This window comes from Pandoraea eparura (assembly GCF_902459725.1).
Classification (GTDB): Bacteria; Pseudomonadota; Gammaproteobacteria; order Burkholderiales; family Burkholderiaceae; genus Pandoraea; species Pandoraea eparura.
Genome location: NZ_CABPSH010000003.1, coordinates 364,992 through 383,216, shown reverse-complemented (window position 1 = coordinate 383,216; position 18,225 = coordinate 364,992). Strand labels below are relative to the sequence as shown.

Below are 18,225 nucleotides of genomic sequence, written 5' to 3'. Positions count from 1 at the left end.
CGCGCGCTCCAGAACCCACATCATGTCTCACGCTTCCCATTCTTCTCGCGTCTCGCAAGACGCCTGCGCGCCGGGCCAACCGCAACTGGCGCGCCTGGTCGAGACGGCGCGCGCGCCCGTCACGTTCTATCTCGACGGCGAGCCGGTACAGGCGCTCGCGGGCGACACGCTGCTCACGGCCATCCTCACGCACCAGCGCCATCTGCGCATCAGCGAATTCAGCGGCACGCCGCGCGCAGGCTTCTGCCTGATCGGGGCCTGCCAGGACTGCTGGGTGCGCTGCGAGGCGGTGTCTGGCGCCGCAGGCGACGTACCACTCACGCGTGTGCGCGCCTGCTCGACACCGGTGCAGGCCGGCATGCGAATTCTCACGCGTGCGGCCGACGTCGACAACACGCACGGAGGCGCCCGTGGCTGAGCGCGCGCAGATCGTGATCGTCGGGGCCGGCCCCGCCGGCATTCGCGCCGCGCAGACGCTGGTCACCGCGGGCCTGCGTCCGGTGGTGCTCGACGAAAACATGCGCTGGGGCGGGCAGATCTACCGTCAACCGCCGGCCGGCGCAGGCTTTGCGCGGACCAAGCAGGCGCTGTATGGCTTCGAGGCGGCCAAGGCCGACGCGATCCACCGCAAGATGGCCGCGCTGTTGCCGCAGCTCGACTATCGACCCGAAACCCTGGTGTGGGCCTGTGATCCGGCGCGGCTCCATACCATGCACGACGGGCGAGAAACGCCGGTGCCGTTCACGCATTTGATCATTGCCAGCGGCGCGACTGATCGCGTCCTGCCGCTGCCGGGCTGGACGCTGCCGGGCGTGTACACGCTGGGCGGCGCGCAGGTGGCGCTCAAGGCGCAGGGGTGCGCGATTGGCGACCCGGTGGTATTCGCCGGCACCGGGCCGTTGCTGTATCTCGTGGCGTACCAGTATGCGAAAGCGGGTGCGAACGTGGCCGCCGTGCTCGACACGAGTCCGTTCGCCCGTCAGGCCAAGGCCGCGCCGCGTCTGCTGAACCAGCCGGCAACGCTCGCCAAGGGACTCTATTACGTGGGATGGCTGCGTGCGCACGGGGTGCGCATCGAACAGGGCGTGACGCTCGACGGCATCGATGGCACCGAGGGGGTGCGCGCGATTCGCTGGCAGCGCGACGGCCGCGACCACACACTGGCCTGTAGCGCAGTGGGGCTGGGCTTCGGCCTGCGTCCCGAGACGCAACTGGCCGATCTGGCCGGGTGCCGGTTCGTCTTCGACGAGCTCAACCGTTGCTGGTTGCCGGAGCGCGACGCGGCCGGTCGCAGCTCGCAACCCGGTATCTATCTGGCAGGGGACGGCGCGGGCATCGCCGGCGCTGACGCGGCGGAACTCGCCGGCCGTCGTGCGGCGCTCGCCTTGCTCGATGATCTCGGCATCGCAGCGCCGTCAATGCCTGAAGTGCCTGACGCCAACGTCATCGAACGCAAGCTCGCGCGCATCGGACGCTTTCGCGTCGGGATCGAGCAGGCGTTTGCGCTGCCCGACAATCCGTCGGCGCATTGGCCGGACGACCTGCTCGTGTGCCGATGCGAGGAAGTCGACGCGCGCACGTTGCGCGACTGTGTGCGCGATGACGGCGTGACCGAAATCAACCGCCTCAAGGCGCTCACGCGTGTCGGCATGGGCCGCTGCCAGGGCCGCATGTGTGGCGAGGCCGCGTGCCATCTGCTGGCGCAAGCCAGCGGGCAGACGCTGGCGCAAGTGGGGCGTCTGCGGGCGCAGGCGCCGATCAAGCCGATTCCGATTGCACCGATGCTGTACGACGAGAACGTCGAGGCCATTCCCGAGGAGGCGCGCGATGAGTGAGCCCCTGCATTACGACGTTGTTGTGGCCGGTGGCGGGCTGGTCGGCGCGTCGGCGGCACGTGCGCTGGCCGAGCGCGGCTTGCGCGTGGCGTTGTTCGAGCGGCGCTATTGCGGCGCGCAGGCCAGCGGCGTGAACTACGGTGGCGTGCGCTGTCAGGGCCGCCCGGAAGAACAACTGCCGCTCGCGATGCGCGCGCGCAAGCTCTGGGATCGCCTGCCCGAGTTGATCGGCATCGACGGCGAATTCGTGCGCTCGGGGCACCTGCGCCTCGCCCGTCGCGAGAGCGATCTTGAGCCGCTCGACGCCTGGTCGGCGATGGCCAGCCGTTACGGACTCGCGTCGACCGTGCTGCGTGGGGCGGCGTTTCGCGAGCGCTTCCCGTGGCTGGGCGACGGTGCCGTCGGCGGTTCGCTGTGCCTGAGCGACGGCCATGCGAACCCGCGTGTGGTGTCTCCCGCGTTTGCCCGCGCTGCCCGTGCGCTCGGCGCGCAGGTGTATGAACGCACGCCGATTACCGCGGTCGCGCACGATGGCGTGCGCTTCCAGCTCACGGCCCAGCCGGCCGACGGCGCGCCATGGCACGTGAGCGCCGACTGGCTGCTCAATACTTCCGGCGCGTGGGCGAATCACATTGCGGGCACGTTCGGCGAGCGGGTGCCGATGCATGCCATCTATCCGAACATGTGGGTCACCGAGCCGCTGCCGAAATTCATCGGCCATAACCTGGGCGTGTATGGCGGCGGCGTGTATGCGCGGCAGGTCGAGCGCGGCAATTGCGTGATCGGTGGCGGACGCGGCACCGGCGACGGCGAGTATGCGCAGCCGTCGGCGGATACCACGCGCGCCGTGATGCGTGAGGCGTGTGCGTTGCTGCCGGCGCTGCGTCATGCGTTGCTTATTCGCACCTGGAGCGGCGTGGAGGGCGAGACGCCCGACAGCAATCCGATCATTGGCATGAGTCGCACGACGCCGCGTCTGGTGCATGCCTTCGGCTTCTCGGGCGGCGGCTTCCTGCTGGCGCCCGGCGTTGGCGAAGTGCTGGCGGATCTGGTCACGCAAGGCGAGACGGCGACACCGATCGAGGCGTTTGCCGTCGACCGGTTCGCGCCGGCCACGGCCGAGGCGTGATCGACCCATGAATCCCGTACGTTCCGAGTTCGTCACACCCCTTCCTCACACCCAGGAAACACAAGGAGAACCACGATGAAGCTATCCCGAAAGGTCGTCATGTGCGCTGCGGCGCTGGCATTGGGCGCGAGCAGCGCGGCCTGGTCGCAGTCCAAAACGCTGTACGTCGGCATGAATGGCGGCTCGATGGAAAAGGCCTACACGACGCAGGTCTTCCCCGAATTCGAGAAGGCCAACAATGTGAAGGTGGTGGTGGTGCCGGGGACGTCGTCCGACGTGCTGGCCAAGCTGCTCGCCAACCGGAACAGCCCGCAGATGCACGTGGTGTTCCTGGACGATGGCGTGATGGCCCGCGCCATCAGCATGGGGGTATGCCAGAAGCTCGACGATTCGCCGGCGCTCAAGGCGCTGTATCCGTTCGCGCGCGTGAAGGGCGACATGGCTGCCGGTGTGCAACTTGGCATGACCGGCATCGGCTACAACACCAAGATTTTCAAGGAGAAGGGCTGGGCAGCGCCGACATCGTGGAGCGATTTCGCCGATCCCAAGTACAAGGGCAAGGTCGTCTTCCAGTCGGCCTCGAGCAGCACGTTCGGCTTGCATGGCTTCCTGGCGCTGAACCGTATCTGGGGCGGTAGCGAGACCAACGTCGAGCCGGGCTTCAGCAAGTGGGCGACCACCGTGGGGCCGAACGTCGTCGAGTACATTCCGAACTCGGCCAAGCTCTCGGAAATGATCCAGACCGGCGAAGCGGCGATCTTTCCGCTGACCCCGACGGCCGTGAGCGAGCTGCAGGACAAGGGCATTCCGGTGGCGTACGTGGCGCCCAAGGAGGGGGCCGTCCAGTTGCTCGTCGACCTTTGCGTCGTGAAGAACAGCCCGGATAACGCCATGGCGCAGAAGCTCGCGCAGTTCCTGCTCTCCGACAAGGGAGAGACGCTGGCAGCCGCCGCGGGGGCGTACATCCCGACGAATCCGAATGCCACCGTGCCGCCTGCGATGCAGAAGCGCCTGGGCAAGATCGGCGATCTGGTCAAGAACATCAAGACCGTGGATTGGGACGCCATCAACCAGCATCGCGCGCAGTGGGATCAGCGCTGGAACCGTCAGATCGAGCAGTAATCTCGATGTCGTGAGCGTGGCGCATGTGCGCCATGCGCAGCGAAGGCGAAATACGCCGGGCCCCTCAGTGAGCGGCCCCCGGAAAGTTGGACACCCGTCTAACCTTTGGGGCCAGTTCACAGGGCGCCCGGCGTTCTTTTTTGAGTGCCCGATGGGTTACATCGCGTCCGACTCGGCGGCGAGTGCGGCGAAGGCGCCCACGAGATCGGCGTGATCGGCGGGGATCACCAGGGCTTGCAGCGCCTGAGCGGGCTGGTCGAGCATCAGATAGCCCAGGCTCCAGGTCGGGAAGGCGCCGGGCGTGTGCGGCGTGCCATCGAGCAATACCTGAATGTCGTAATGGTGACGCGATGCCTCGATGCGCTGCCGGGCATCGGCGAGGGGCTCGCTCGGCCCTTCGATGTACTGGTAGAACATCGCGCCGTCGTAGAGCAGTACGCCGGTGATGTCGTAGGTCGCATTGAAGCCGCGTGAGTTGACGATGATTCTGGAGAGTTCCCGCAGATCGAGGTCGGGCACGGCTCGGCTCAAATACGCGTAACACTCGATCATGCTGAGTTGTCTCCCTCATGCAGGCAGCGCGTTGGCGCGCGATATTGGCGCCAACGCCCATTAGAATAGCGCATGTGCGAAGCTCGAGACTCACGCGCCATGCCGATCAAATTTCTACGTGGATTCACCCAGCCGGTACGCACGGATGCTGCGAACCGGCGTCTGGGCTACTCGCTCGCCTTCGTGGCGGGAGGCGCCAACGCGGGCGGTTTTCTGGCCGTCGGCCAGTACACGTCGCACATGTCGGGCATTGTCGCCTCGCTGTCCGACAACCTGGCGCTCGGCCAGCTCGTGCTCGTGCTGGCCGGGCTTAGCGCCTTGCTCGCGTTCCTGCTCGGCGCTGCGACCTCGGCGGTCCTCATCCATTGGGGACGGCGCCATGGCACCCACAGCGAATACGCCGCGCCGCTGATGCTCGAAGCGCTGCTGCTGCTGGCGTTTGGCGTGATCGGGGCCAATCTCGAAGATCGGCGGCTGTTGTACGTGCCCGGCACCGTCGGCTTGCTGTGTTATGTGATGGGGCTGCAGAATGCCATCATCACGAAGATCTCCCGAGCCGAGATTCGGACGACGCACGTCACCGGACTGGTGACGGACATCGGCATCGAGCTGGGCAAAATGAGCTACTGGAATCGGCCCGGTGTGGCGCGCCATCTGCCGCGCGTGGCAGGCGACCGTCAGAAGCTGCGTTTGCTGGGCACGCTGCTGGGCATGTTCTTCCTGGGCGGATTGGCGGGCGCGTTGGGTTTCAAGCACCTGGGCTTTGTCGCGACGGTTCCGCTCGCGGGGGTGCTGATCATGCTGGCCATCGTGCCGCTGCTCGACGATCTCGCACGAAGCCCCCACTGATCGCCGCGCGGATTCTGCGCCGACCCTCCATCAGGCCGTTCGCCGCTCAGTCGGCCAGGGCGGGAATGGCGCCTTCCTGGAACAGCACGCGCGGCGCGTCCATGGTGCCGTCCTCCTCGTCGACCAGGACTTCGTAGGCGGCGATGCCGGCAAATCCGGACGCCATCGATTGCGCGATGCGCACGGCGCCGAACTCGGTGCTCGCCTGGCGCAGCTCGCCGGGTTGCAGGACGCCGTCCCGGTTCTTGCGATAGGGCACGACGATGAACTTGATGGATTTGGCGTCGCTCATGGTGTCACTCACGATGAAGTTGCGTGATCGGGAATGTAGCATGACTACTGTATAAAAATACAGTGAATTTTGACGTCATCCCGAAGTCCTTCCACGTCCGGGGGGGGGGGCTGGCGGCGCGCCGGGTGTCCCTTGGCCCGGTCAGGTCTGGCGGGGCTGCCGGGTCCAAACAACATCCCGTAATGCCTACATAACTACTAAATGGTCGTATCTTCGCGCGTGTCTTGATAGCCTGCGGGTCGAATCGCGAGTTGCGACCAAAATGATGACAAGCATTGAGAGCGTTGAATGAATGCAGGCAATCTGATTTCGGCAAACCGGCTGCACGACGGCCTGGTCGTTTGGCTGGACAAGCAACACAACTGGGTGGATGACCTGACGCAGGCGCACGTGTTCGACGCGCAGGAACTCGAGCCGGCGCAAGCGGCGGCGAAAAGCGCGCTGGCCGCCAATCTGATCGTCGATCCCATGCCGCGCCCGGCGCAACTGAGCGACGCCGGACCGGTCCCGGAAGATTTTCGCGAGCAACTGCGCTCGCGCGGGCCGTCGGTGCGTGAAGACTTGGGCAAGCAGGCCGAGCAGGGCGGTGCGCCGGCGGCGCTGGCGCATGCGCCGGCATTGACCGTTGCCCCGGAGCACGCTGGCATCTATCGCTATGACCCGTCGGAGCGCGAGTTTCTCAAGGACCGCGCCAACGAGTTCGGCCAGAAGGTGGCGCGGCGCCTGTCCGGCGAACTCAGCGAAGACGATTTCAAGGTCTATCGCCTGATGAACGGCCTGTACCTGCAACTGCACGGCTACATGTTGCGCGTTGCCATTCCGTACGGGACGCTGAGCGCGATCCAGATGCGTCAGCTCGCCTATGTGTCGACGCGTTACGACAAGGGCTACGGCCACTTCACCACGCGCCAGAACCTTCAGTTCAACTGGCCGACGCTGTCGGACTCGCCCGAGATCCTGTCGGCGTTGGCCGACGTGGACCTGCACGCCATCCAGACGAGCGGCAATTGCATTCGCAACGTGACGACCGACCAGTTCGCCGGTGCCGCGAAGGATGAAGTCCTCGATCCGCGTGTGTATGCCGAGATCTTGCGTCAATGGTCGACCGACCATCCCGAATTTACCTACCTGCCGCGCAAGTTCAAGATTGCCATCACAGGTGGCCAGACCGACCGTGCCGCCGTGCGCTTTCACGACATCGGCATTCTGGCGCGCACCAACGAGCGTGGCGAAGTGGGGTTCCAGATTTATGCGGGTGGTGGCCTGGGACGCACGCCGATCGTCGGCACGCTGGTGCGCGAGTGGCTGCCCGAAGCGGATCTGCTGCGCTTCGTCGAGGCGATTCTGCGCGTGTACAACGCGCTGGGTCGACGCGACAACATCTACAAGGCGCGTATCAAGATCCTCATCAAGGAGATGAAGCCCGCGAAGTTCATCGAGATGATCGAGGAAGAGTTCGCGCGCATTGCGCTCACGCACCGGCCGCTGGGCGATGCCGTGGTCGAGGGGATTCGCGAGCGATTCATCGTGCCCGAGTTCGAGACGCTGCCGGGCGAATCCACGGCGTTCGCGCAGTCTTACGCGCGCGATGTCGAATTCCGCCGCTGGGTCGATACCTGCACGCACGAGCACAAGGTGCCCGGCTATATCAGTGCGGTCGTCTCGCTCAAGCCGGCCGGTGGCATTCCGGGCGACGCCAGTGCGCAGGAGATGCTGCTGCTGGCCGATCTGGCGGAGCAATATTCGTTCAACGAACTGCGCGTGACGCACGAACAGAACCTGGTGCTGCCGCACGTCAAGCGCGACGAACTGCATGCACTGTGGTCGCGCCTGAAGGCGGCGGGTCTGGCGACGGCCAACATCGGCCTGATTTCGGATGCCATCGCGTGCCCGGGCCTGGATTATTGCGCGCTCGCCAATGCGCGTTCGGTGCCGGTGGCGCAGCGCATTGCGCTGCGGTTCACGGAAGCGCAGCAACGCGACATCGGACCGGTGACGCTCAATGTGTCCGGCTGCATCAACGCTTGCGCGCATCACCACGTGGCCCACATCGGCATTCTCGGTGTCGACAAGGCGGGCAAGGAAAACTATCAGATCACGCTGGGCGGCTCGGCCGACGAGAATGCCGCGGTCGGCAAGATTCTCGGCCCGGGCGTCAGCTACGAGGACGTGCCGCAGGTGATCGAGAACATTCTCGGACGATATCTCTCGTTGCGAAACGAGGGCGAGCGCTTCATCGATACGCTCGGACGCGTTGGGGCAGAAGAATTCAAGGGGGCTTTGAATGTTGATTGATCGAAACGGACTGCCGGCGGCAGACGTCTGGACTTATCTCGGTGCCGACGATTCGGCCGCGGTTGCGCAACCGCGCAACAAGGACGTGTTGCCGCTCGACGCCTGGCTTGCCGCGAACGAGAAGGGCGTGGCGCCGGCCGGGCTGCGCGTGCAGGGGCACGACGATGCGGCGCGTATTGCGCCGCTGTTGCCGCAACTCGACCTGATCGTGATCGAATTCCCGAAGACGCGCGACGGGCGGGGTTTCACGCTGGCGAAGCTGCTGCGGGACAAGTGGCAATTCCGAGGCGCGATTCGCGCGGCGGGTCCGTTGCTGCCGGATCAACTGGCGATGTTGTGGGCGTGCGGCTTCGATAGCCTGCTCTCGCCGTCGGACGTGCCCACGGCACGTTGGCATGAGGCTGCCCAGGCGGCAGTGGGCCGCGCCTCGCGTCCCCGCACCCTGCTCGAGCGTCTGTCGGCCTGAGGGCCGGGCGCTCAAACCAATGCGGCCGGCGCCTTCCGGCCGCGGTGGGGGCTGTCGGACACGCGCCGTCGAGCCCTTCGAAAATTGCGCTCCGAAATTCGCCCGTGCGTAGGACTCCTACGGGGCATCTCGCTCCCCCTTCCTGCTAAAACGAAAAAACCCGCACAGCCAATGACTGTGCGGGTTTAATTCTGGTCGGGGCGAGAGGATTTGAACCTCCGACCACCTGCACCCCATGCAGGTACGCTACCAGGCTGCGCTACGCCCCGTGAGAAATGCGTCGTCTAGATGCATTGCTCGAAAGAAAGCGAGTATAGCAGAGCTTCGCGCGGGAAAGAAAGAGGGTGTGCGCATCGTACGCATATTTTTTTCACCTGCGGCGCGCTCGGCGCAACGTCCACCGTTGGCAAAATCCCATGATGGTTATCCCGGATGTTGCATTCGGAGGGCCTCACGATAATGGAATTCTGCCCAATCCTGCCCCCTTGAGGCTCGGAGACTAGCGATGCCGCAAATCCTGGGATTCGAGGCCGCACGCGATCTTCTGCTCGCGCAGCGCGCCCACTACGACGTGGCGTACCGTGACTTCCGCTGGCCCGTCCTCTCGCAGTTCAACTGGGCGCTGGATTTTTTCGACCCACAAGCCCAGGGCAACCACTGCCCGGCGCTCTGGGTCGTCGAAGAAGACGGACGTGAGGCGCGTCTGTCGTTCGCCGAGATGTCGCAGCGCTCCAATCGCGTCGCCAATTTCCTGCGTGAACAGGGCGTGTCGCGCGGTGAGCGCGTATTGCTCATGCTGCCCAACCAGGTCGAACTCTGGGACCTCATGCTCGCCTGCATGAAGCTCGGCGCCGTCATGATTCCCGCGACGACCCTGCTCGCCGCCGGCGACCTCGCCGACCGGCTCGAACGCGGTCGCGTGCGCCATGTCGTCACCACCTCACGCGACGCCGTCAAATTCGCCGCCTTGCCCGGCGACTATCGGCGCATCGCCGTTGGCGACGACCCGCCCGACGGATGGACACGCCTTGCGCCCGCCTATGCCGCATCCGATCAGTTCACCCCCGACGGCGCCACGCTCGCGACCGATCCGCTGCTGCTCTACTTCACGTCCGGCACCACCTCGCGCCCAAAGCTCGTGCTGCACACGCACCAGAGCTATCCGGTCGGACATCTCGCCACGATGTACTGGCTCGGCCTGCAACCGGGCGACATCCACTGGAACATCAGCTCCCCAGGATGGGCGAAACACGCATGGAGTTGCTTCTTCGCGCCGTGGAACGCGGGCGCAACCATCTTCGTCTACAACTTCTCGCGCTTCGACGCGCGCGCCGCCCTGGCGACGGCCACGCGTTGCGGTGTCACGACGCTGTGCGCGCCGCCCACCGTCTGGCGCATGATGATCCAGGAAGATCTCACGCGCCACGCGGTGAAGTTCCGTGAGCTGATCGGCGCGGGCGAGCCGCTCAATCCCGAAGTGATCGATCAGGTCAGACGCGCCTGGCACATCACGATTCGCGATGGCTACGGTCAGACCGAAACCTGCTGCCAGATCGGCAACTCGCCAGGGCAGCCGGTCAAGGCGGGATCGATGGGGCGTCCGATGCCGGGCTATCGCGTCGTGCTGCTCGATCACGACGGCGCCGAAGCCGACGAAGGGGAAATCGCGCTCGTGTTGTCGTCGCGCCCGACCGGTTTGATGCAGGGCTACGAGGACGACAGCGAGAAGACCGCCGAGGCCATGCGCGACGGCTACTATCGCACGGGCGACGTGGCGATGCGCGACGAGCATGGCTACTTCACGTACATCGGTCGCGCGGACGATGTCTTCAAGGCGTCCGATTACCGCATCAGCCCGTTCGAGCTGGAAAGCGAACTCATCAAGCACCCGGCCGTCGCCGAAGCCGGCGTGGTGCCGAGTCCCGATCCGGTGCGCCTCGCCGTGCCGAAGGCCTTCATCACCCTGCGCGCCGGTTTTCATGCCGACGACAAGCTCGCCCTAGATATCCTGCGCTTCTGTCGCGACCACCTCGCGCCCTATAAACGTATCCGGCGCATCGAATTCTGCGATCTGCCGAAGACGATCTCGGGCAAGATTCGCCGCGTCGAACTGCGGCGCACGGAAGCGGGGCGCAATCTGGATAGCCGACGCGAGATGGAGTTCTGGGACGTCGATTTCGCAGAGCTCAAGTGACGCTCCGGGGCGTTGCGCTGTACGTCCCCACGCAGTTCGCGCCGGCCGATGCGCTCAACGCAGGTGCTGGATCACCAATTCCGCGCCGAGCATGGCGAGGCCCACGAAGAAGCATCGGCGGAAGACGGGCGCGCTGACGCGCCCGCGTACCCACTGCCCGAAGTACATCCCGCCCAGCGCGGGCGCCAATGCCAGCAGCGAGATGCCCATCGCATGGCCGTGGAAGATGCCGTCGTGCGCCAGCCCGGCCGCGAGGGCCACGGTCGACACGGTAAACGACAGGCCGAGCGCCTGCACGAGGTCGTCGCGCTCGAGGTCAAGCGCCTGGAGAAACGGCACGGCAGGAATGACGAACACCCCGGTTGCCGCCGTGACCAGCCCGGTCACCACACCAATGCCGCCGCCGAGTGCGCCGACGTGCGCGGCAGGCCAGTGCTTCGGCACATGCAGGCGCACCGCCGCAAGCCCCAGCGCCGCATAGAAGAGAAGCGCAATGCCCAGCGCCAAACCGGCAAGATGGCCGCCGTTGGCCAGCCATCCACCGCCCGCCCACGTGCCGACACAGATGCCCGCGAGCATCGGCCACAGCCGTTTTGCCAACGCGGCAAAGCGCGGGCCTGACAACAATTGCCAGACATTGGTCACGAGCGACGGCACGATGAGCAGGGCGGCGGCTTGCGCGGTCGGCATCGCTAGCCCGAGCAGCCCCACGGCCACCGTCGGCAGGCCCAGTCCGATCACCCCTTTGACGAAGCCCGCGAGCACAAAGGTCACAAGTCCCAGGCAGAGCAGGGGGAGGAGGTCGTGCAGGTATTGAGTATTCATCATGGCGCCAGTATCGGTGTGCCATGCGCACCCGCCAATGCGGCATTCGCACAGGCGGGCTCAGGCAGGCGCTGAGGCAGGTGCAGAGGCAGGTGCAGAGGCAGGTATTGCGGCAGACGTTGAGGGAGATGTTGAGGCAGGCATTGAGGCAAGCGCTGACGCAGGTGCCGCAGCAGTCGCTGAGGCTGCGATGCCGGGCCGGCGTGGCGTCCGACGCGCTTTGGCGTTTTCAGTTATGCTCAGGCCAAATTCGCGCCGTGCCGCGCATCGAGCGCGTCCCCCGGAGTTTCGGCTCCGGCGGTCGTGCCGCCGTCGTCGGCACCCCGTAGACCCCCGTACGCCACCGCGCCCACACGGATCATGACCATCGTCATGATGGGCCGCGGCGACGAAAGCCATGCCATAGCATCGCGCCTGTCCAGAGGGATGGAAGTTGGAAAACCAGAATCGTCAACACGAACACACCGCACACACCGGATCGCATGCCGCTCACGAGACGCTTGACCGGCGCCTGGCGCTCATCATGCAACCCGACCACCTGGCGTTGCTCGGCGAAGGCTTGTCGGGCATCGAGCGGGAAACGCTGCGCGTCGAAGGCAACGGCGCGCTTGCCCTGACGCCGCATCCGCCCGCGCTCGGCTCGGCATTGACCAACGAAGAGATCACGACCGATTACTCCGAATCGCTGCTCGAATTCATCACGCCGCCGCAGCGCGATGCGGCCGACGTCATCGCCCGCCTCGACGAAATCCACCAGTTCGCCTACCGCAAGCTCGGCGGGCAATTGCTGTGGAGCGACTCGATGCCGCCCGCGCTGCCCCCCGAAGCCGTGATTCCGATTGCCGACTACGGCACGTCGCACATCGGCAAGCTCAAGCATGTCTATCGCCGCGGCCTCGCGCTGCGCTATGGCAAGCCGATGCAGTGCATCGCGGGCATTCACTACAATTTTTCGCTGGCCGAACCGTTGTGGGCGTTGCTGCGCGAGCGCGAGGGGGCGACGGAATCCGCGCGCGATTATCAGTCGGCGCGCTATGTCGCACTCATCCGCAATTTCCGCCGCTATAGCTGGCTGCTGATGTACCTGTTCGGCGCGTCGCCGGTGCTGCACGCCGAATTCCTGCGCGGTCGCGCGCACGGCCTCGATGCGTTCGACGACGGCACGCTCGGCCTGCCGTACGCGACCAGCTTGCGCATGAGCGATTTGGGCTACCAGAACAGTGCGCAGTCCGAAGTCTCGCCGTGCTACGACTGTCTGCCCAGCTATATTGACGCCCTCACGCAGGCCGTTAGCCAACCGCATCCCGCTTACGAGGCGCTTGGCACACAGCGCGATGGCGAGTGGATTCAACTCTCGACCAACCTGCTGCAAATCGAGAACGAGTTCTACGCTACGATTCGCCCCAAGCGGGTGACGTATAGCGGCGAGCGTCCGGTCCAGGCGCTTGCGCGTCGCGGGGTGCAATACGTGGAAGTCCGTTGCATCGACATCGATCCCTTCCAGCCGGTGGGCATCGACGTCGACACGGCGCGCTTCATCGACGCCTTCCTGCTGTTCTGCGCGCTGGACGACAGCCCGTCGTGTTCGGAAGCGGAGAACCGCGAAAATCGCGACAACTTCGCGCACGTCGTGAAGGAGGGCCGCAAGCCCGGCCTGGTACTGCATCGTGGTGGTGAAGCGATCACGCTGGTTGATTGGGCCGAGGCATTGCTCGATCGCATCGACCGTGCGGCGGCGGCATTCGACGCGCAGCGTGGTGCCGCCCACTACGCCCATACGATGTCGCTGCAACGCGCCAGGGTGCGGGATGTGTCGCTCACGCCGTCGGCCCGTGTGATGGATGCCCTCGAACCGCTGCGCGGTACGCCGGGTGGCGCGTTCCAGGCGTTTGCGCTCGCGCAGAGCCAGCGCCATGCGCAGACGCTGCGCGACATGCCGCTCGATGCCGGCGTGGTCGCGCACTTCGAGACGCTGGCGCGCAAGTCGCTCGACGCCCAGGCTGAACTCGAACGCACGCAGGTCGGCGACTTCAATGCGTTCGTCGCCGATTACCTGGCCGGCACGCTGGGCGCTGCCTCAGCCTGACGCAAAGCACGCCGTGGTATGAGAAAGCGCCTCGTGTGAGGCGCTTTTTTTGGGGGCGGAGCGAATGACGCGAGCGGCGCGCGTCAGCCCAAGATGCCTAGCTGCCAAGTAAAGAAGACCGCCAGTCCGGCGCCGATGGTGAGCAACTGGTGACGCGTCGCGGCGCACACCGCGATGGCCACGAGGGCGGCGACCAGTTGCGGATTGCGCCAGGTCAGCTCCAGACCCGTGCCGTGCGGCGCCAGCGTCATCGGCACGATGATCGCCGTGAGCACCGTCACCGGGACAAACGACAACGCCTCGCGCAGCCACTCGGGAAACCGCACGCGGTCGCCCAGCACGAAGATGCCTGCCTTGACGGCGAACGTCACCGCCGCCATGCCGAGAATCGCCAATACGTAATTCATTTCGCGCCCCCTCGACGCGTCGTATGCAGCGCGACCATGCCGGCGGCAATGCCGAGCGCCACGGCCACGAGCAAGCCAAGCTTGTAAGGCAGGCCCTGACACAGATAAGCCGCGGCCCCGGCGACGATCGTCGCGACGGCCCACGGCAGGCGGGCCATTTGCGGCACGATGATCGCGATGAACGTGGCGACCATCGCGAAGTCGAGGCCCAGCGTCTGCAGTCGCGGAAATGCGGCGCCGAACAGCAACCCGGCAAGCGTCCACACTTGCCAGTTCATGTACATCGACAGACCCGAGCCGAGGAAATACCAGTGGCCCATCGGGTCGTCGGGGTGACGATGAAAGTGGCTGCTGGTCACCGCGAACGTTTCGTCCGTCAGCAGGAACCCCAGCAGGGCACGCCAGCGCAAGTTCAGGTGTCCCACATGCGGCAACAGGTTGGCCGCATAGAGCATATGACGCAGATTGACGATCAGCGTCGTCGCCCAGAGCACGAGATAGCCCACGCCGGTCGCGAACAGGCCGGCGGCGATGAACTGGCTGGATCCGGCGAAGACGGAGAGCGACATCAATTGTCCGTGCCACGTCGCCAGCGGCGTGGTGGCCACCAACGCACCGAAGATGAGGCCGAACGGGGCCGCGCCGACGATCATCGGCAGGGTGTCACGGGCGCCTGCGGCAAAACTTGCCGCACGGGTCTGAGCCAGCATGAAAACGCTTTCCTGAAGATAAGGGGTAGAAGACGACAAGGAGAAGGCGTGAGCATAGCCGCTACGCCGGACCGCACGCTTGTACGTTCTTGCGCTTGCAATCGGAAACCAGGCGGGGCGGCAAAAAAAACGGCCACCGGTTGGGTGGCCGCGCAGGGTAACGGTGCCCGGTCGCGTCGGCCGCTCGCACGGCCGGGACGCCGAGCCAAGCGTTACGGATGCTTGAACATATCGAGAATGCGCGCTTTCTCGCTCGCGTCGACACCGCCCGGCGACGGCGGCTGACCGGCCGAGGGCGGCGGGGCTGCGGGAGACGGCGAGTTGCTGCCGAAGAACGGCAGCGAGAAGCCGCTGCTGTTGTCGTCGATCCCGATGCTCGCGACAAACCCGTTGCCCGGCAATTTGTCGGACTCGTAAAGCTCGCCGTTCACGACACTGACCCCTGCAGGCATGGCCATCTGCTGTTCCGGCACGCCGTTGAGCGCCACGCCCATGTACTTGGTCCACACCGGCAGTGCCAGTTGTGCGCCGAATTCGCGGCTGCCGAGCGTCTTGGGCTGATCGAAGCCGAGCCATGCCACGGCGACGAGCGAATGCTGGTAGCCCGCGAACCAGCCGTCGAGCGCGTCGTTGGTCGTACCGGTCTTGCCCGCCAGATCGGTGCGCTTGAGGACGTTCGTGCCTGCGCCCGTGCCGCGTTGGGCCACCGATTGCAGCAGGCTGTTCATGAGGTAGGCGTTCGGCGCGGAAATCGCGCGGGCGGCGTTCACCCCGGCAACCACCGGTGTGGCCTTGTTGAGCACGTTGCCGCGCGCGTCGCGAATCTCGCTGATCAGGTATGGGGCGACGCGATACCCGCCGTTGGCGAACACCGCATAAGCACCGGCCAGTTGCAGCGGCGTGGTCTGCCCGGCCCCGAGCGCCATCGGCAGATACGGCGGCACCTTGTCGGCGTCGAAGCCGAAGCGCGTGGCGTAATCCTGTGTGTATTGCGTGCCGGCGAATTGCAGCAGGCGGATCGCCACGAGGTTCTTCGAGCGTTGCAGCCCTTCGCGCACGGTCATCGGGCCACTGAAGGCGTCGTCGTCATGCGGATCCCACGCTTGGCCGCCCGTCTGGGCGGGGGGCAGGTTGAGCGGGCCGTCCATGACCATCGTCGCCGGGCTCACGCCTTTCTCGATGGCCGCCGAGTACACGATCGGCTTGAAGGTCGAGCCCGGTTGACGCCATGCCTGCGTCGCGCGATTGAACTTGCTCTGGTTGAAGTCGAAGCCACCGACCAGTGCGCGGATGGCGCCGTCGTCCGGCGAGAGCGAGACGAGCGAGCCTTGCACTTCCGGCAACTGCGTAATGCGCCACTTGCCGCGGGCGTCTTTCATCACGCGGATGATGGCGCCCGGACGGATGCGGATCTTCTCGCTGGCCCTGGCAGAGAGTGCCGACGCGGCAAAGCCGATCCCGTCGCCGCTCACGACCACCGTGTCGCCCGAGAGCGGCACGGCCGTGACCTGCGACGTGCTCGCGGCCACCACGACTGCCGCAACCAGATCACCGTTGTCGGGATGTTCGAGCAACGTGTCTTCGATGACCTGCTGACGATCGGGCATCGCGGCGGGCAGCTCCACGAACCCCTCGGGGCCACGATAGGCGTGGCGGCGCTCGTAGTCGAGCACGCCCATGCGCACCGCTTCGTACGCGGCTTGCTGCTTCTTCGAGTCGATCGTCGTGATGACAGTCAGGCCGCGTGTGTAGGTGTCGTCCTTGTACTCGTCGTACACGGCCTGCCGCACCATTTCGGCGACGTACTCGGCATGCACGTTGTACTCGTTGCCCGACGTGCGCGTGTGAATCGACTCGTGCAACGCGTCTTCGTACTGACTGCGGGAAATGTAGCCCAGATCGAGCATGCGCTTGAGAATGTATTCCTGACGAATTTTCGCGCGCTTCGGGTTGACGATCGGGTTGTAGGCCGACGGCGCCTTGGGCAGGCCGGCCAGCATGGCCGCTTCGCCGAGCGTAATGTCCTTCAGGTCCTTGCCGAAATAGATGCGCGCGGCGCTCGCGAAGCCGTAGGCGCGTTGCCCCAGATAGATCTGGTTCATGTACAGCTCGAGGATCTTGTCCTTGGACAGGGCCGACTCGATCTTGTACGCCAGCAACATTTCGTAGATCTTGCGCGTGGCCGTCTTCTCGCGCGAGAGGAAGAAGTTGCGTGCGACCTGCATCGTGATCGTGCTGGCGCCCTGTGCGGCACCGCCGTGTAGTACGTCCGACACGCCGGCGCGCAGAATGCCGATGAAGTCGACGCCGCCGTGTTCGTAGAACCGATAGTCCTCGATCGCGAGCACGGCCTTCTTCATGACGTCCGGAATCTGGTCGATGGTGACCAGGCTGCGGCGCTCTTCGCCGAATTCGCCGATCAGCACGTTATCCGACGTATAGACCCGCAGCGGTACCTTGGGCCGGTAATCGGTGATGACGTCCAGCGGCGGCAGGTTCGGCCGCATGACGATCAGCGCATAGCCGACGAGCAACGCGCCAACGATGGCCAAGCCTACTAACGTAGCAAGGATGACGGCGAGGGTGCCGAAACCGCGTTGACGACCGGAGGCGAGCTGCGAGGCAGAGTGTGCAGACGACGTCTGGGACGTAACGACGGGGGACTTGGGAGGCGCCGAATCAGACGGCGCACGAGGCGGCAAACATTGCTTCAAGGACATACCCAACGAAAATTGCAGGATGGGAACAGGCCAGCCGGCCTAGCGCTGCGTGGATCCCCGCCGCGCGGCGAAATCGGTGCAGTATGCCACGCCCGGCACGAACACGCGCGTTTCGGGCGTTTTCCCGCGCGTCAACGATGCCGCGGCGCGCTTTGGCGACCCGCTACAGGACCGGCACATCCAGCATGCCGCGTACCCGCCAGGCGCACCATACCACGCTACCCCTGGACTCGCCCGATGCGTGACATCGTGGGCAGACGCCACCTCAACCCAGGCGTTTGAGAAAGACCGTCATTTCCTTTTCGGCCTGCCGGTCGCCGTGCGCTTGCGCCGCGGCGATGCCGCGGGTCCATGCGTCGCGGGCGCCGTTGAGATCGCCCGCGCCGTGTCGTGCTTTTCCCAACAGCTTCCACGCGGCCGTGTAAGCCGGATCGAATGCCACGCAATGGGTCAGGTGATCGGCCGCGACCGCGAAGTTCTGCGCATCCAGGTAGGCCTTGCCAAGTCCGAAGCGCAGTAGCGAATTGTCTTTGCCGGATGCCAGAAGTTTTTCAAGTCCCTCGATCATAATTCGAATATATCGTATGAATATATAAAAATTGTCATAAGATCATGTCCGCTTCCTGCGTCATCGGTGGCGCGTTGCTGCGTGGCGTCGACCTCGTCTGTTTCGATTGTCGAGACGGGCGACGCAGCGGTCGACGGATCGAGATGTCGTCCATCGCCCTTTGCCCACCGCTCGC

General features: G+C 65.3%; 16 protein-coding genes and 1 tRNA gene. 9 read left to right on the top strand and 8 right to left on the bottom strand.

Annotation, left to right across the window (positions count from 1 at the left end; all coding sequences use genetic code 11):
• Window positions 1-22 precede the first annotated feature (22 nt).
• From PEP31012_RS09655 to PEP31012_RS09640, 4 genes are all read left to right on the top strand, one after another.
• Entirely contained in the window at window positions 23-418 is a 396-nt protein-coding gene (locus PEP31012_RS09655) for a (2Fe-2S)-binding protein (protein ID WP_150589132.1), read from the top strand.
• Complete coding sequence (locus tag PEP31012_RS09650) at window positions 411-1,835, top strand: FAD/NAD(P)-dependent oxidoreductase (RefSeq protein WP_150589131.1); 1,425 nt, start codon at window positions 411-413, stop codon at window positions 1,833-1,835. The genes PEP31012_RS09655 and PEP31012_RS09650 overlap by 8 nt, the downstream gene beginning before the upstream one ends.
• Complete coding sequence (locus PEP31012_RS09645) at window positions 1,828-2,964, top strand: NAD(P)/FAD-dependent oxidoreductase (protein WP_150589130.1); 1,137 nt, start codon at window positions 1,828-1,830, stop codon at window positions 2,962-2,964. The genes PEP31012_RS09650 and PEP31012_RS09645 overlap by 8 nt, the downstream gene beginning before the upstream one ends.
• Before the next feature lie 75 nt (window positions 2,965-3,039).
• Window positions 3,040-4,086 (top strand): ABC transporter substrate-binding protein, encoded by a 1,047-nt coding sequence (locus PEP31012_RS09640; RefSeq protein WP_150589129.1) that lies wholly within the window; start codon window positions 3,040-3,042, stop codon window positions 4,084-4,086.
• Between the two features lie 156 nt (window positions 4,087-4,242).
• On the opposite strand, the gene PEP31012_RS09635 is transcribed toward PEP31012_RS09640, so the two are convergent.
• Window positions 4,243-4,638 (bottom strand): BLUF domain-containing protein, encoded by a 396-nt coding sequence (locus tag PEP31012_RS09635; RefSeq protein ID WP_150589128.1) that lies wholly within the window; start codon window positions 4,636-4,638, stop codon window positions 4,243-4,245.
• 99 nt (window positions 4,639-4,737) lie between these two features.
• Between PEP31012_RS09635 and PEP31012_RS09630 the strand changes: the two genes are divergently transcribed.
• Entirely contained in the window at window positions 4,738-5,487 is a 750-nt protein-coding gene (locus PEP31012_RS09630) for a YoaK family protein (RefSeq protein WP_150589127.1), read from the top strand.
• A 46-nt stretch (window positions 5,488-5,533) separates the two neighbouring features.
• Here PEP31012_RS09630 and PEP31012_RS09625 read toward each other — a convergent pair whose 3' ends face one another.
• On the bottom strand, window positions 5,534-5,779 hold the full coding sequence (locus tag PEP31012_RS09625; RefSeq protein WP_150589126.1) for a hypothetical protein: 246 nt from the start codon (window positions 5,777-5,779) through the stop codon (window positions 5,534-5,536).
• Window positions 5,780-6,067: 288 nt separating this feature from the next.
• On the opposite strand from PEP31012_RS09625, the gene PEP31012_RS09620 reads away from it, so the two are divergent.
• Both PEP31012_RS09620 and PEP31012_RS09615 read left to right on the top strand, forming a co-directional pair.
• Window positions 6,068-8,074: a DUF2849 domain-containing protein gene (locus PEP31012_RS09620; RefSeq protein WP_150589125.1), complete on the top strand. Its 2,007-nt coding sequence runs from the start codon at window positions 6,068-6,070 to the stop codon at window positions 8,072-8,074.
• Entirely contained in the window at window positions 8,064-8,540 is a 477-nt protein-coding gene (locus tag PEP31012_RS09615) for a DUF934 domain-containing protein (RefSeq protein WP_150589124.1), read from the top strand. Before PEP31012_RS09620 ends, PEP31012_RS09615 begins: the two co-directional genes overlap by 11 nt.
• A gap of 192 nt (window positions 8,541-8,732) precedes the next feature.
• Here PEP31012_RS09615 and PEP31012_RS09610 read toward each other — a convergent pair.
• Window positions 8,733-8,809: transfer RNA gene (locus PEP31012_RS09610), tRNA-Pro, on the bottom strand.
• Between the two features lie 236 nt (window positions 8,810-9,045).
• On the opposite strand from PEP31012_RS09610, the gene PEP31012_RS09605 reads away from it, so the two are divergent.
• Window positions 9,046-10,734, top strand: coding sequence for an AMP-binding protein (locus tag PEP31012_RS09605; RefSeq protein WP_150589123.1), 1,689 nt, complete (start codon window positions 9,046-9,048; stop codon window positions 10,732-10,734).
• Window positions 10,735-10,788: 54 nt separating this feature from the next.
• Here PEP31012_RS09605 and PEP31012_RS09600 read toward each other — a convergent pair whose 3' ends face one another.
• Window positions 10,789-11,562, bottom strand: coding sequence for a sulfite exporter TauE/SafE family protein (locus tag PEP31012_RS09600; protein ID WP_150589122.1), 774 nt, complete (start codon window positions 11,560-11,562; stop codon window positions 10,789-10,791).
• A 430-nt stretch (window positions 11,563-11,992) separates the two neighbouring features.
• Between PEP31012_RS09600 and gshA the strand changes: the two genes are divergently transcribed.
• Entirely contained in the window at window positions 11,993-13,645 is a 1,653-nt protein-coding gene (gene gshA, locus PEP31012_RS09595) for a glutamate--cysteine ligase (RefSeq protein WP_150589121.1), read from the top strand.
• Window positions 13,646-13,728: 83 nt separating this feature from the next.
• On the opposite strand, the gene PEP31012_RS09590 is transcribed toward gshA, so the two are convergent.
• The 4 genes from PEP31012_RS09590 to PEP31012_RS09575 form a co-directional block, all read right to left on the bottom strand.
• A complete protein-coding gene (locus PEP31012_RS09590) occupies window positions 13,729-14,052 on the bottom strand; it encodes an AzlD domain-containing protein (RefSeq protein ID WP_150589120.1) in 324 nt (107 codons plus the stop codon).
• Window positions 14,049-14,762: an AzlC family ABC transporter permease gene (locus tag PEP31012_RS09585; RefSeq protein ID WP_150589119.1), complete on the bottom strand. Its 714-nt coding sequence runs from the start codon at window positions 14,760-14,762 to the stop codon at window positions 14,049-14,051. Before PEP31012_RS09585 ends, PEP31012_RS09590 begins: the two co-directional genes overlap by 4 nt.
• 212 nt (window positions 14,763-14,974) lie before the next feature.
• Window positions 14,975-17,482, bottom strand: coding sequence for a penicillin-binding protein 1A (locus tag PEP31012_RS09580; RefSeq protein ID WP_246171216.1), 2,508 nt, complete (start codon window positions 17,480-17,482; stop codon window positions 14,975-14,977).
• A gap of 265 nt (window positions 17,483-17,747) precedes the next feature.
• Complete coding sequence (locus tag PEP31012_RS09575) at window positions 17,748-18,050, bottom strand: tetratricopeptide repeat protein (RefSeq protein ID WP_150589117.1); 303 nt, start codon at window positions 18,048-18,050, stop codon at window positions 17,748-17,750.
• Window positions 18,051-18,225 lie beyond the last annotated feature (175 nt).

What these genes read in the sequence shown, in the direction of transcription:
- PEP31012_RS09635 (WP_150589128.1), bottom strand. Translation starts at nt 4,638, where the DNA reads ATGATCGAGTGTTACGCGTATTTGAGCCGAGCCGTGCCCGACCTCGAT.
- PEP31012_RS09625 (WP_150589126.1), bottom strand. Translation starts at nt 5,779, where the DNA reads ATGAGCGACGCCAAATCCATCAAGTTCATCGTCGTGCCCTATCGCAAG.
- PEP31012_RS09655 (WP_150589132.1), top strand. Translation starts at nt 23, where the DNA reads ATGTCTCACGCTTCCCATTCTTCTCGCGTCTCGCAAGACGCCTGCGCG.
- PEP31012_RS09630 (WP_150589127.1), top strand. Translation starts at nt 4,738, where the DNA reads ATGCCGATCAAATTTCTACGTGGATTCACCCAGCCGGTACGCACGGAT.
- PEP31012_RS09575 (WP_150589117.1), bottom strand. Translation starts at nt 18,050, where the DNA reads ATGATCGAGGGACTTGAAAAACTTCTGGCATCCGGCAAAGACAATTCG.
- PEP31012_RS09580 (WP_246171216.1), bottom strand. Translation starts at nt 17,482, where the DNA reads ATGTCCTTGAAGCAATGTTTGCCGCCTCGTGCGCCGTCTGATTCGGCG.
- PEP31012_RS09605 (WP_150589123.1), top strand. Translation starts at nt 9,046, where the DNA reads ATGCCGCAAATCCTGGGATTCGAGGCCGCACGCGATCTTCTGCTCGCG.
- PEP31012_RS09645 (WP_150589130.1), top strand. Translation starts at nt 1,828, where the DNA reads ATGAGTGAGCCCCTGCATTACGACGTTGTTGTGGCCGGTGGCGGGCTG.
- PEP31012_RS09640 (WP_150589129.1), top strand. Translation starts at nt 3,040, where the DNA reads ATGAAGCTATCCCGAAAGGTCGTCATGTGCGCTGCGGCGCTGGCATTG.
- PEP31012_RS09590 (WP_150589120.1), bottom strand. Translation starts at nt 14,052, where the DNA reads ATGAATTACGTATTGGCGATTCTCGGCATGGCGGCGGTGACGTTCGCC.
- PEP31012_RS09615 (WP_150589124.1), top strand. Translation starts at nt 8,064, where the DNA reads ATGTTGATTGATCGAAACGGACTGCCGGCGGCAGACGTCTGGACTTAT.
- PEP31012_RS09620 (WP_150589125.1), top strand. Translation starts at nt 6,068, where the DNA reads ATGAATGCAGGCAATCTGATTTCGGCAAACCGGCTGCACGACGGCCTG.
- PEP31012_RS09600 (WP_150589122.1), bottom strand. Translation starts at nt 11,562, where the DNA reads ATGATGAATACTCAATACCTGCACGACCTCCTCCCCCTGCTCTGCCTG.
- PEP31012_RS09585 (WP_150589119.1), bottom strand. Translation starts at nt 14,762, where the DNA reads ATGCTGGCTCAGACCCGTGCGGCAAGTTTTGCCGCAGGCGCCCGTGAC.